The organism is Ralstonia sp. NFACC01 (assembly GCF_900115545.1).
Taxonomy (GTDB): Bacteria; Pseudomonadota; Gammaproteobacteria; order Burkholderiales; family Burkholderiaceae; genus Ralstonia; species Ralstonia mojiangensis.
Genome location: NZ_FOWV01000004.1, coordinates 75,624 through 89,228, shown reverse-complemented (window position 1 = coordinate 89,228; position 13,605 = coordinate 75,624). Strand labels below are relative to the sequence as shown.

General features: G+C 64.6%; 11 protein-coding genes. 10 read left to right on the top strand and 1 reads right to left on the bottom strand.

The features are described from left to right. Positions 1-241: 241 nt before the first annotated feature. Positions 242-1,186, top strand: coding sequence for a LysR family transcriptional regulator (locus BM136_RS11490; RefSeq protein WP_092971963.1), 945 nt, complete (start codon positions 242-244; stop codon positions 1,184-1,186). 37 nt (positions 1,187-1,223) lie between these two features. Here BM136_RS11490 and BM136_RS11485 read toward each other — a convergent pair whose 3' ends face one another. Beyond that, positions 1,224-2,138, bottom strand: coding sequence for a glutaminase (locus BM136_RS11485; RefSeq protein WP_092971962.1), 915 nt, complete (start codon positions 2,136-2,138; stop codon positions 1,224-1,226). A gap of 227 nt (positions 2,139-2,365) precedes the next feature. Between BM136_RS11485 and BM136_RS11480 the strand changes: the two genes are divergently transcribed. The 9 genes from BM136_RS11480 (at position 2,366) to BM136_RS11440 (ending at position 13,554) form a co-directional block, all read left to right on the top strand. Beyond that, entirely contained in the window at positions 2,366-3,172 is an 807-nt protein-coding gene (locus BM136_RS11480; protein ID WP_092971961.1) for a putative hydro-lyase, read from the top strand. 158 nt (positions 3,173-3,330) lie between these two features. Next, positions 3,331-4,632: an MFS transporter gene (locus BM136_RS11475; protein WP_092971960.1), complete on the top strand. Its 1,302-nt coding sequence runs from the start codon at positions 3,331-3,333 to the stop codon at positions 4,630-4,632. 551 nt (positions 4,633-5,183) lie between these two features. Continuing rightward, complete coding sequence (wecB, locus tag BM136_RS11470) at positions 5,184-6,335, top strand: non-hydrolyzing UDP-N-acetylglucosamine 2-epimerase (protein WP_092972307.1); 1,152 nt, start codon at positions 5,184-5,186, stop codon at positions 6,333-6,335. Between the two features lie 21 nt (positions 6,336-6,356). Further along, positions 6,357-7,682, top strand: coding sequence for a glycosyltransferase family 2 protein (locus BM136_RS11465; RefSeq protein ID WP_092971959.1), 1,326 nt, complete (start codon positions 6,357-6,359; stop codon positions 7,680-7,682). Then, positions 7,679-8,722: a bactofilin family protein gene (locus BM136_RS11460; protein ID WP_092971958.1), complete on the top strand. Its 1,044-nt coding sequence runs from the start codon at positions 7,679-7,681 to the stop codon at positions 8,720-8,722. The genes BM136_RS11465 and BM136_RS11460 overlap by 4 nt, the downstream gene beginning before the upstream one ends. Before the next feature lie 10 nt (positions 8,723-8,732). After that, positions 8,733-9,719: a hypothetical protein gene (locus BM136_RS11455; protein ID WP_254775664.1), complete on the top strand. Its 987-nt coding sequence runs from the start codon at positions 8,733-8,735 to the stop codon at positions 9,717-9,719. Next, positions 9,716-11,566, top strand: coding sequence for a polysaccharide deacetylase family protein (locus BM136_RS11450; protein WP_092971957.1), 1,851 nt, complete (start codon positions 9,716-9,718; stop codon positions 11,564-11,566). The genes BM136_RS11455 and BM136_RS11450 overlap by 4 nt, the downstream gene beginning before the upstream one ends. An 87-nt stretch (positions 11,567-11,653) precedes the next feature. Continuing rightward, the gene (locus BM136_RS11445) at positions 11,654-12,715 is read left to right on the top strand and encodes a YaiO family outer membrane beta-barrel protein (protein WP_254775663.1); all 1,062 of its coding nucleotides are present in this window, start codon (positions 11,654-11,656) and stop codon (positions 12,713-12,715) included. After that, entirely contained in the window at positions 12,712-13,554 is an 843-nt protein-coding gene (locus BM136_RS11440) for a hypothetical protein (RefSeq protein ID WP_092971956.1), read from the top strand. Before BM136_RS11445 ends, BM136_RS11440 begins: the two co-directional genes overlap by 4 nt. Positions 13,555-13,605 lie beyond the last annotated feature (51 nt).

The following is a 13,605-nucleotide window of genomic DNA, read 5'->3' as shown; positions in this document are numbered from 1 at the left end:
CCGGTTGCCAGCACAGCTATTGGCAAATTACGTAGTGCGCCGCGGTGTGGGCGCGCCCGCGTTTGTAGAAACTACGAGGGTCCGTGGCAGTTTTGGCGGGGCTTTGGTAAAAACCGCCGAACAGGCATGCATGAGCGTGCGCCGCAGCACGAAAATCCGTAACCTAAACGCGCTGCATGGGGCCGATGGCGCAGCGGGTGCAACGCAAGCGAGCCACCTACAACAACACGAGGGGCAGGGCATGAACCTACGTTTTCTGGAAACCTTTGTCTGGGTGGCGCGGCTGCGTAGTTTTCGCCTTACCGCAGACAAGCTGTTCACCACGCAGGCGTCCATTTCGGCGCGGATTGCCGCGCTGGAAGAAGAGCTGGGCGTGCGCCTGTTTGACCGCGACACACGCGGCGTGCAACTCACGCCCGATGGCCACAAGGTGCTCGAATATGCTGACCGCATGGTGAGCACGCTGCACCAGTTGCAGGCAGCCGTGGCACAACGCCCGGGCTTTGAAGGGCGCGTGCGGGTGGGGGCGATGGACAGCGTCATCCATACGTGGCTCTCGCCGCTCATCGCGCGCACGGCCGAGATGTTTCCTGCGCTGGAAATCGAACTCGTGGCCGACAGCGCGATGCACCTCGTCGAGCACTTGCAGAAGGGCGCGCTCGACATTGCTTTCCAGACCGATCTGCTGCGCGCCGAAAGTGTGCGCAACGTGCAGCTCGCGCAGTACCCGATCCACTGGGTGGTCGCCACCAACTCCCGGCTGGCCCACCCGTACGGCAGCCTGGGTGAACTGGCGCGCGAACGGCTCATCACCTTCGTGCGCAACTCGCGGCCGCATCAAGACATGCTGAACCTGCTGCACCTGAGCGGGGTGGAATCACCGCGCGTGAACTGCGTCAATTCGGTGGCCGCCATGACGCGCCTGGTGGGCGATGGCTTCGGCGTGGGCGCGTTGCCCACCGTGCTGGTACGCGACCGCATTGAGAGCGGCGCGTTGACGGTACTGGATGTGGAGCCCGCGTTGCCCACTTTGCCGATCATCGCGTCGTGGCGCGCTGGAGCGGGGCTGGAGGTGCACGAAGCCATTGTTGGCCTGGCGCGAACGATGGCGCGGGAATTCTGCCTGTCGGTCGGCCCGCGCTATGCCATTGCCGAAGAAGTCGAGCGCAACACGGAAGCCGCCTAGGCCGCCTGAGCCACGCAAGCGTGCAGTCGCGGCAGCGTCAGAAGATCGAGCGGCCGGTCAGCGTCGTGAGCCATTCCAGCGCCTGAAGGCCGGCGAGCGAGTTGCCACTGACGTCCAGCCCCGGAGACCACACGCACACGCCAAACTCGCCCGGCAGCACGGCAACGATGCCGCCGCCCACGCCACTCTTGGCCGGCAGCCCCACGCGATAGACGAAGTCGCCTGCCGCGTCGTAGGTACCGCAGGTCAGCATCAGTGCAGAGAGGCGCTTGGCGGGGCTGGCATCGACGATGCGCTCGCCGCTCCATGGCACGACGCCGCCGTTGGCGAGAAACAGGACCGCGCGGGCGAGGTCGGTGCAGTCCATCTCGATGGCGCATTGGCGGCAGTACGCATCGATGACGGTTTCCACCGGCATGTGCAGGTTGCCAAAGCTCCTCATGAAGTGGGCCATTGCGCGATTGCGGTCGGCATGGGCCAGTTCGGATTCGGCCACGCGCCGCACGTAGTCGATGCGCGGGTTGTCGACCAGCCGCCGCATGAATTGCACCAGTGCGGTTTCAGCCTGCACGAAGCGGCGGCACAGCACGTCGGTCACGACCAGCGCACCGGCATTGATGAACGGGTTGCGCGGGATGCCGTTCTCGTATTCGAGCTGCACCAGCGAGTTGAAAGCATTGCCGGAGGGTTCGCGGCCGACGCGTTGCCAGAGCGTTTCGCCTTCGAGCTGGAAGGCCAGCGTGCAGGCAAACAGCTTGGAGACGCTTTGAATCGAAAACGGCACATTCGCCTTGCCCACCGTGTAGACGTCGCCGCCGAGCGTGACGAGGGCCATGCCGAAATCCGCTGCGCTGGCGCCGGCCAACTCGGGGATGTAGTCGGCAACCCGGCCCTGGCCGAGATACGGCTGGATGTCGCGGTGGATGGTGTCCAGGATCGCTTGGTAGTCCATGTCGGGCGAAGAGCGGCAAAACGGAGGGGCGACGGATTCTACACGCGCGGATGCGGCACCCGCCTTGGCAATCACCTTTTCCTATCGCCTGCAATCCGAAACTTTCGTTGGACCGCGTTTCATCGCGCTTTCACAATTTGGCGCACGAACCACCTTGTGGAAGAGCTTGAATGATGACGGCAGTGGAGACAGCCCAGGCAAAAAGAGTGCCGGAACACCCGGCGCCGATGCCCGTACACACCCGCCCGGGTGCCAGCGTGGCGTACGCAAATCCGTATTCCGCCCGCCTTGCGGCGCGCTCGGGCGTGCTGCGCGGCCACACCAGCGGCCTGTGCGATGGCTACGTGCAGGCCAATATCGTGATGCTGCGCGATACGTGGGCCAACGAGTTTCTGCGCTTCTGCCAACTCAACCCGAAACCGTGCCCCCTGTTGGACGTGACCGAACCCGGCGTGCCCGTGTTCCGCCATCTGGGGCAGGACGTTGACGTGCGCCGCGACGTGCCGCGCTATCGCGTCTACCGCAACGGCGAACTGGCCGACGAGCCGGCCGACGTTGAAGCGCTGTGGACCGACGACATGGTCGCCTTCGCCATCGGCTGCTCGTTCTCGTTCGAGCATGCGTTGATGGAAGCGGGCGTGCCGCTGCGCCATATCGCCATGTCGCGCAACGTGGCGATGTATCGCACGTCGGTCGACACGATCGGCACGTCCCGCCTGGCGGGCAAGCTGGTGGTGTCAATGCGGCCGATGTCGGTGCCCGATGCCATCCGCTCGATCGAGATCACCTCGCGCATGCCGCGTGCACACGGCGCGCCTGTGCATTTTGGCGATCCGGCGGCCATCGGCATCGCTGATCTCGCACAGCCCGATTGGGGCGATGCGGTGCCTGTGCAGCCGGGCGAAGTGCCGGTGTTCTGGGCTTGTGGCGTGACACCCCAGGCGGTGGTGCAACAGGCGCGGCCTGAGTTGTGCATCACGCATGCGCCGGGGCACATGTTGATCACCGACCTGCGTACCGCGGCGTTGGCCTGAACACGCAGCTGCAAGACCAAAAGTCGGAAAGACCGAAAGACCGAAAGACCGCAAGACGGACGGGTACCGGGGTTCCAACTGGCGCACGCAGAGGCGCTGGTTTATAGCAATAAGCGATAGACGCATCGAGACAGCATCAGTAACAAGGAGGAAACACCATGACAACCGAAGCAACGGTTGCGCGAGCGCCCGCTGGGACGGACGCCACTGCCGCAGCCAACTCCGGCGGTTTGTTCCGCTGGTACCGAGAGATCTCCACGCAGGAGCGCCGTACGTTCTGGAGCTGCAAGGTGGGCTACGCGCTCGACGCGATGGACACGCAGATCCTGAGCTTCGTCATCCCTACGTTGATCGGCGTGTGGGGCCTTTCCAAGGCCGATGCGGGGTTGATCGGCACGTGCACGCTGCTGGCATCGGCGGCGGGCGGCTGGGTAGCGGGCATCTTGTCAGACCGTATCGGGCGCGTGCGCGCGTTGCAGATCACCATCCTTTGGTTTGCCGTGTTTACCTTCCTGTGCGGCCTCGCGCAGAACTACGAACAATTGCTGATTGCTCGCACGCTCATGGGCTTCGGCTTTGGCGGGGAATGGACGGCTGGCGCGGTGCTGATCGGCGAGGCCATTCGCTCGCAGGATCGCGGCAAGGCCGTTGGCATGGTGCAAGCGGGGTGGGCGCTGGGGTGGGGCGCGTCGGCATTGCTGTATGCGTGGTTCTTCAGCGTGATGCCGCCTGAAACCGCATGGCGCGCGTTGTTTCTCGTGGGGATCGTGCCGGCGGTGTTCGTGTTCTTCCTGCGCCGTCTGGTGAAAGAGCCGGAGGTGTTTCAGGAAGCGAAGTCACAAGCCGCCGAGCGTACGAGCTTCTTCGAGATTTTCTCTCCGCGGCTATTGAGCACCACGCTGCGTGCCGCCGTGCTGACCACCGGTGCGCAAGGCGGCTACTACGCCATCACCACGTGGCTGCCGACGTTCCTGAAGACGGAGCGCCATCTGACCGTGCTGGGCACGGGCGGTTATCTGGCCGTGGTGATCATCGGTTCGTACGTCGGCTACCTGACCAGCGCGGTGCTGACTGACCGCCTTGGCCGCAAGCGCAACTTCATCCTGTTTGCCGTGGGCTCGATGGTGGTGGCGCTGGCCTACACGCAGCTGGAGGTGACCGACAGCACAATGCTGCTGCTCGGCCTGCCGCTGGGCTTCTTTGCCTCGGGCATCTTTGCGGGCATGGGCGCCTTCCTGACCGAGTTGTTCCCGACGGCGGTGCGTGGTTCCGGCCAGGGCTTTTGCTACAACGTTGGCCGGGCTGTGGGCGCGTGCTTTCCGTTCCTGATCGGGCAGGTGAGCGCGCATTCGTCGCTGGGGCATGCCATTGGCATCTTCGCGGCGGGCGCCTATGGGCTGCTCATCGTGGCAGCACTCACGTTGCCGGAGACACGCGGCCGCGAACTCGAATCGATTTAACTCCTGTGCTTCCCCCAAAGTGCACAGCGCGCGGCGTTTGGAAGACGCCGCGTTTTTTTTCAGATAAATCGGCATACCCCACTAATGGGTGGGAATAATTTATCCTTTTTGTGTTTTCATTTGCGTTGCAATTACGCATGCTTCGACTTCAAGAAAAGCCGAAGATGAAACGCAGATTGATTCATCGATAATCCGCGTTCAGGCAATCAACCTGCTGCAGCACCAATGTCAGTGCGGATCCGCGCCTTGCGGACAGGTTCAGCAACGCACGTGATCCTTCATCTCATTTTCTCCGTTAGCGCCCGTTATTTCCGGCACCCCCTAAAGAAGGGGTAATCCTAGTCAGCCTTTCTGTTTAAAAAAAAGAGGGGTGGCGGTAATGGCGTGTTCATTGAGAAAATTGCGGCCTGCACGACGCCCGGTTTCCCCGCCCCCACGGTCGCATAAGAACAAGAAGGAGGCACGGAGGAGGCGTCACCCGATTCCCTTCGTCAGTCCTGTGTGCTGTATGCGCGTCTGCGATGCGCATGCCGTGCTTCTTCTATCCGGCTATGAAAATTCTCTCCGTTTTCGGCACACGGCCCGAAGCGATCAAGATGGCGCCGCTCGTCAAGGCGCTGGCCGAGCAGTCGGCCATGGAGTCCGTCGTCTGCGTGACGGGGCAGCACAAGCAGATGCTGCAGCAGGTGCTGGACCTGTTCGACATCACGCCGCAATACGACCTGGAGCTGATGACGCAGAACCAGACGCTGAACGGGCTCAGTGCCCGTCTGCTCACGGCGTTTGACGACGTGCTGGAGACGGTGCGTCCCGACCGCATCCTGGTGCACGGCGACACGACCACCGCGATGATGTCGGCCATGGCTGCGTTCCACCGTCGCATTCCCATTGGCCACGTTGAAGCCGGCCTGCGCACGGGCGACCTTTACCAACCGTGGCCGGAAGAGATGAACCGCCGCACCATCGACGTGTGCGCCGACCTGCTGTTTGCCCCGACCGATTCATCGCGCCGCAACCTGCAGGCGGAAAACCTGGGCGGCCGCATCCTGGTGACGGGCAATACCGTGATCGACGCGCTGCTGCAGACCACCCAGCGCATCCTGAAGGACGACGCCTTCCGCACCGAGCTGGATGCGCATTTCCCGTTCCTGAAGGACGACCGCAAGGTGCTGTTGGTGACGGGTCACCGCCGCGAAAACTTCGGTTCGGGGTTCGCCAACATCTGCGAGGCACTGGCCAAGCTGGCGCGCCGCGACGACATCCAGATCGTCTATCCGATCCACCTGAACCCGAACGTGCGCGGGCCCGTGCAGACCGCCCTGGCAGGCCTGCCGAACGTGCACCTGATCGAGCCGCTGGACTACGCCCGCTTCGTGCGCCTGATGCAGCGCGCCCACGTGATCCTGACCGACTCGGGCGGCGTGCAGGAAGAAGCGCCGTCGCTGGGCAAGCCGGTGCTCGTCATGCGCAACGTGACGGAGCGCCCGGAGGCCGTGCAGGCCGGCACCGTGCGCCTGGTCGGCACGGAGGTGGACAGCATCGTCGGTGCCGTCAGCCACCTGTACGACAACGACGACGCCTGGCGTGCGTTCTCGCAGCGCCTGAACCCATATGGCGACGGGCTCGCCTCGCAGCGCATCGTGGCCGCCTTGGGCGGTGCGCATGTCCAGGAGTTTCTGGGCGAAGAACTTCAAGCGGCCTGACGGCCGAAGGCAACGAAGACCATGTCCACGCTTGCGATCGATATCCTGCTGGTGCTGGCGTTCTGCATCATCACGCTGCTCGTCGTCTACACCGCGCGGCACTACCTGTTCACGCTGAACCGGCTGTTCGGCCGTCAGCGTCAGCCGTACCTCGACATTGAACAGGGTGTGTGGCCGAGCGTGGTCGTCTGCGTGGCGGCGCACAACGAAGAGCGCGTGATTGCCGATTGCCTCAACGCGCTGCTGCTGGTGGATTACCCGCGCGACAAGCTGACCATCATGCCGGTCAACGATCGCTCCAAGGACCGCACGCGCGAGATCATCGACGAGATTGCAGCGCGCAACCCGGGCCGCTTCCAGTTGTTCCACCGCACCGAAGGCCGGCCCGGCAAGGCGGCTGCGTTGCGCGATGCCACGCAGTTGATCGACGCCGAGATCATGATCGTGTTCGACGCCGACTACCTGCCGGCGCGCGGGCTGATCAAACAACTCGTGGCCCCGTTCTTCGACCCGGAAGTGGGCGCCATCATGGGCCGCGTGGTGCCGGTGAATGCCGGCGCGAACCTGCTCACGCGCCTGCTCGATCTGGAGCGCTCCGGCGGCTACCAGGTCGACCAGACCGCCCGCATGAACCTGGGCCTGGTACCGCAGTACGGCGGCACCGTGGGCGGCATCCGCCGTCGCGCGCTGGACGATATCGGCGGCTGGAACATCGACACGCTGGCCGAAGACACCGATGTGACGTTCCGCCTGCTGCAGCACGGCTGGAAAACGGTCTACCAGAACCGCTCCGAATGCTACGAAGAGGTGCCCGAAGTCTGGCCCGTGCGGCTCAAGCAGATCAGCCGCTGGTCGCGCGGCCACAACCAGGTGATGGTGCAGAACATCCGCAAGCTGCTCGCCAATGACCGCATCAGCCGGCTTGAGCGGCTGGACGGTGCGTTGCTGCTGCTGATCTTCGTCATGCCGATGGTGCAGCTGGCCGGCTGGGTGGTGGCGGTCATCCTGTTCTATGCGGCGGCGCAGTCCATCGTCTCGGGCTGGATTCTTCTGGCGGCGCTGCTGTGCTATGGCGGGCTGGGCACGAATGCGGCCTTCTTCGAGATTGCGGCGGCCACCTACCTCGATGGCCATCGCAACCGTATCCGCTTGCTGCCGCTGAACCTGTTCGGCTTCCTGGTCAGCATGATGACGATCGCGCGCGCGGGTGTGACGCAAGTCATCGACGCCGTGAAAAAGCGCGAACTGGTGTGGGACAAGACCGAGCGCTTCCGCACGGAAGCCGCGGGCGTGGTCAACATCATGGCTGGCGAGGTGCCCGTGCACACCGGCCCGGAGGGCACATGATCGGAAGCGTGCTGCTGCTGAGCGGCGCGGTTGCTGGCCTGCTCGTACTGCCGTTCCTGCCGGCGTTGTCGGAATGGCTGCGTCCGACCGACTCCGCGCCGTTGCCGATGCGGCGTGACCAGCCGAACAATCTCACCTTCTTTGCCAACAGCTTCCGCCGCCGGCTGCAAGAGCAGTACGGCGTGGATGTTGATGCCATGCGTGCCGAAGGTGCCGCCTACGAGGTGCCCGTGAGCGCAGAACTGAGCGTGGGGCGCGACCCGCGCGGCCGCCCCGCAGCCGAGCAGTCGGGGCTGGCGCGCATGCTCGACAAGGTGAACCACATCGTCGTGTTCCGGGGCAACGCGTGGCTGGGCCCACGCAGCCGCGTGCGTGCCGACTTGTATGTCGAGCAGGATGTCGAAGTCGAGCGCGATACCCGCCTGCGTGCCTGCCTGGCCGAGGGCGATATCGAACTGGGCGAGAACGTGGTGGTGCAGCGCTGGGTGCATGGCCGTAATGTGCGGTTGCTGCCCAACGTGCGTGTCGAAGGCCGTGTCACGGCGGAGGAGCGCATCGAGATGGCCGCCCCGGCGCGCTTCGAGCGGGCCGGCGCCGGTGAGGTGATGTTTGGCGACGTGCGCAGCGCAGCGCAGCCGGTCGGTTTGCCGAAGCCGGCCACGGAGCGGCGCGTGCTCGACGGCGATGCCACGCTCGCGGCCAACGAGGCAACCGATTGCGACTACGTGGTGCGCGGCGACTGCCGTGTCGCGGGCGGCATGGTGCTCGAAGGCAGTATCAAGACGCACGGGCACCTGCGCACGGGCGACGGCGTGCGCATCGCGGGCACGCTATCGGCGCGCAAGAACCTGGAGATCGGTGCGGGCAGCGCGGTGCTGGGCCCGCTGATCGGCTTTGAAGACATCGTGCTCGGACCGAACTGCCGCATCGGCCGCCCCGATGCACCGACCACGCTCGTCTGCAACCGCCTGTTCGTCTCGGCAGGCTGTGTGGTGCATGGCGTAATTACCGCGCACGAGTTCGCGCGTGTGGAAGGGTAAGGAGGCTTGCATGGCCACGTTCTGGAGCGCTTGCGTTCGCCGCTGCTTTGCCGTGCTGGTCGGGCTTGTGCTGTCGGCTGCCGCTGCGCACGGTGCCACGATGTTTGAAGACTTCACCACGCCCGACGGGGCCATGACCGTATTCGCCCAGGGCGATTACGTCGAGCCCTACGTCGCCATCGAATCGCTGCTGGTCGCTCACCGCCTGGGTGCCGACGTGCAAGCCCCGGCGGTTGGACTGGCCAATTGGTTGCTGCCGTATCAACAGCCCAATGGAACGTTTCCACGCCTTTGCCGCAATGGCACAGACGGCTGGGCCGCATGTGGCCACGCCGACGCGGATGACTCGCAAGCGGTGTTCTGGTGCCTGCTCGTCAATGAGGTCTTGCATGGTCCGCCGCAACTGCTGGCGAGCTGCAGCCTTGCGTTGATGCACCTCGCCACCCTGTGGGACCCGAAGCGCGCGACGTTCCAGGCATTTGCCGATCGGCCCGAAGCCTACTTTGCCGACAACGTGGAAGTGGCCTGGGCACTCAAGCACTTGCGCGCCGACCCCAAGGCATCGTTGCACTACACGCTGGAGCTGGCCGCGCTGCCCACACACAAGCAGATGATGGACGGCCTTGCGCATGCCTATGGTTACCAACGGAATGGCGCGCTGGAACCCGCACGCGTGAGCCTGCCGCCCACGCCCTACGGCTTCTATCCGACGGCGGTTGCGCCGGTCTATCCATGGGTGCATGACCTGGAAACCGGCTCGGCCGCCCAGCGTAAATGGGCGGTGTGGAAGTTCCGCTACGGGCAGACGTGGCTGTCGGGCAAGGCAGACCCGTTCCCGTGGGGCCTGATCGCCTGGGCTGCCTACACGCTGGGCGATACACCGACCGCGCAGAAGTGGCTGCAGGCCGCGCCGCAATGGCGCGCCGCAGGCCGCTGGAACTTGATGGAAGAGGGCGCGCTGATCGGGCTCTCGCATGCACTGGCTGTTTCCCAATGAGCACACCTTCCAAGCGCATCGACTGGCGCAAGCACCTGACCAGTCTGCTTATCCTGATTGCCTTTGCTGCCTGCGCGCTGCTGCTGGCACGCAACCTCAGCGCCGGCCCAGGCCGCCCGCAGACCGACGACATCGTGCTGGTGGTGCCTGACAACTTCGGGCAAGACAACCGCATCTACGTGCAGGCGTGGGAAGACGCCGCACTGGAAGAGGGCTTGCGCCTGCGCACCATGTCGGCGTCGGATTTCGTGCGCCACGGGTTGAATGGAGAGCGCGTATTTGCCGGCGTGATCCTGCCCGACACCGTGCACCGGTCGATGACCACCGCGCTCGTCAACCAGATCAGCCAGTTCGTGCAGGACGGCGGCGCACTGATGCAGGTGTACGACGCCGGCATCCTCAACGAAAAGGGCTTCTACGAAGATGGCGCCTCGCGCATGTCGACGCTGGCCGGCGTGCAGTACGGTTTCTATTCAACGCTGCGCGAAAAGATGGCCAGCCAGGCCACCGTCTATGGCCAGCCCGATGCGATGGTCGATCTGCATATTCCGCCGGGGCGCTGGATTGTGTCGAATGGGCGTGCGGTGCTGTCGGGCTACGGGCAAGACATGCTGCAGTACCCGACCCTGCGCACGCAGGGCGACTACGCTGGCAAGGTGCTGCTGCGCTCCGAAGACAACTCGATCATCGCGGGCGAGCGCACCGTGGGCAAAGGCCACGTGCTGTTCGTCAACCTGCCGCTGACGTATCTGAAGCTGCGTACCGACGGCGTGCTGATGCACGGCTTCCTCAGCTACTTTGCCGGCCACGTGCTGGAACAGCCGCGCCTGTCGCCGGCGCCGCAGGGTGTGGGTGGCCTGGTGCTGAACTGGCACTGCGACGCGCGCATCTGTATTGACGCCACAGACAAGCTGATTGAAGACGGCGTGTTCAAGCGCGGCCCGTTCAGCTTCCACATCACCGCCGGCCCTGACCAGCGCCAGTTTGGCGACGGCTTGGGCGTCAACCTCGCCCACAACCCCGCCTTTGCGGAAGTGGTGCACGGCCTGATGAAGCAAGGGCACGAGGTGGGCAGCCACGGCGGCTGGATTCACGACTGGTTCGGCCTGAACGTGACGGAAGAGAACCAGACCACCATGGAGACCTACCTGCAGAAGAACGCAGACGCCATCGAGGCACTGACCGGCAAGCCGCAGACCGAGTATTCCGCGCCCACAGGCAACCAGCCCGAATGGGCGACGCGCTGGCTGGACGAGCACAACGTCAAGGGTTATTACTTCACCGGCAACATCGGCCAGGGGCCGACGCGCACGTATCGCAACGGCCGGCGCGACGAGCACATCTGGTCGTTTCCGGTGCAGACGTATGGCCAGTACGCGACCATTGAAGAAGCCGACATGGCGCACATTCCGGAAGCGGAGATTGCGGCGTGGCTGACTTCGCTGGTGAAGTTCACCACAGACTCCGGCGAGATCCGCCTGATCTACTTCCACCCCCCCGGCGCGGTGCGCTACCTGCACGCCATTGACGCACTGATGGAAGCCGCCGACGCGGAAGAGGCGCGCAAGCGCTTCCGCTGGCACACCATCACGCAGATGGCCGAGTTTGCCGAGCGGCGTGAGAAGACCGTGTGGCACACGACATCGGAGCGCGGCGACGTGCGCGTGATTGCTGAGAATCCGGAAACACTGAACGACCTGACATGGCTGTTCCCGGCGGATCGTTATACCGAGCCGCGTGTGGAAACGGGCCAGGCCAGCATCGTCAGGGAGGGAAAAAACTGGCGGGTGGTGGCAGGCGCCGGCACCAAGCTCGCCATTGCTGCCAAGTTGAACACGGGCAGCTAAGCACGAAACAACAAGCAGAAAGGGCCGCCGCCGCGCATCAAAAAAAGGCCGGCGCCCGCTGTCAATAACAGACGGGGAAATACCAGCGTGAACCGAACTCCAATCGCGTGGATGGTGGCGGCTGCCATCTGCGGCATGACATTGCCAGCGGTGTGGGCACAGGCTGCCGAGCCGGCCGCCGCCCACGATGCCGCCGCCAAGCCCGCGGAAGGCGCGGAAGGGGCACAACCGACGCAAGCGACAGAAGCGGCACAACCCGCCGAAGCGATGCAACCGGCAGAGCCGGCAACACCGCAAGAAGCCGCAACGGAAGCAGAACAGCCGGTTGCACAGGAAGGTGCCGCCCCGCCGGCGGATGCGACGGCGTTGGCCGCGACGCCTGTGCCGACGCCCGGCGCCACCGCGCCCACCGTGCCGGAGCCGCTGCCCGAACCCTACGCCCCGGAGCGCGCCGCCATCGAGGCCGTGCTCGACACCGGCCGTATGAGCGACGGCTTTGGCGGTGCCACGGCAGTGGCCTTGCGCGGCATGATGGTCACCTCATATGGCATCTGGCAGGCCGAGCTGGATCGGCAGAGCCGGTTTGGTTTTGCAGGCCAGTACGGTGCGCTCTCGCTCACGCGCGATCTCTCGGAGGATTACTACGTTCTCGTCGGTGCGGGCACAGGCAACAGTGAGCTGTTTTCGAAGTGGCGTGTGGATGTGGCGGGCTATCGCAAGTTCGGCCCGGACCGCCGTTTCGTGGCCGGCATCGGCGCTTACTACGCGCAGGGCCAGGACAGCGTGCGCAATGACCAGGGGCTGGTGCTCAGCTCGCTGGCGTATTTCCCGTCGGTCGTGCTGGAGGGCGGTCTGCGTTTCAACCGGGCTAATCCCGGCATGGTGTTCGGCCCGAGCCAGTACATTGCCGCCACGATCGGCAACGACGAAAAGCGCGCGCTCGTGCTGCGCGTGGAGCACGCCCGCGAGGCCTATCAGGTGCTGACCACCGGCACCGAGCGCGCGGACTACAACAGCATGAGCTACGCCATCCAGTGGCGCGAGCGTGTCGCGCGTGATCTGCTGCTCATCATCGGCGCGCAGTACTACCACAACCCGTTCTACAACCGCACCTACGGTGAAATCGGCTTCCGCTGGAGCTTCCGATGAACGCCAAGCCCATCGAAGACGGGCCGGCCGACGACCTGCCCACCAAGCGCCGATTGCGCGGGCATGAGCCCAAGCGGGTGATCGGCTATCGCGGCGATCGCATCGTCATGCACCGCGCGATGCGGCGTCTGGCGTTCCCGCTCTCGCGCTGGATCGATGTGCTCGGGATTCCGCTGGCGCTCACCGCCGGCTACTGCGCGCTCTGGCCAACCGTGGCGCGTCTGTGGGAACGCATCATCGGTTTCTGGAGCATGGCACTGGAAGGGCAGGTTCGCGTGGCGGCCGTGAAGGCGCTCGTGCCGGGCTTTGGGGCCATTCCGTATCCGCACAGCGATGCCGCGTTGCCCACTGCCGTGCAATGGCTGGTCGGGATGATCGTCACGCTGGCGTTGCTGTTCGGCACCCGCTTCATCGGCGGCCGTGCGTTGCCGCTGGCGTACTGGCTGCGCTTTATTGGCGTGGTTCAGGCGAGCGCCCAGTTCTACTTCTTCATGTGGCCCGCGAGCTTTCCGTATGACGGCGGAGGGTCGATCGGCTCGCTCACGCAGGCGTCGGTCGTGGTTGTGCTGATCACACCGTGGCTCTATGCGCTGATCTACAACGTGCTGGACTTTGGCCTGATCCGCAAGCTGGTGTTGTCCGTCATGGGCATGGCGTATCTGACGGTCTTCATTCCGTTTCAGTACACGCTGGCATCTGTGGTGCTGCTCAAGGGGTCGATGCTCTGGTACCCGCAGATCTTTCTGCTGTGGGCGGTGTTCCTGCAGTTCGGCACGCTGGTCGGCTTCTATGCGTGGGCGATGAGCTGGAACGCGCGCGGGGCCAGAGGTTCGCGCTGAACGCACGAAAAAAAAACGCGGCCGAAGCCGCGCAGATCTCGCTTTCCAGAG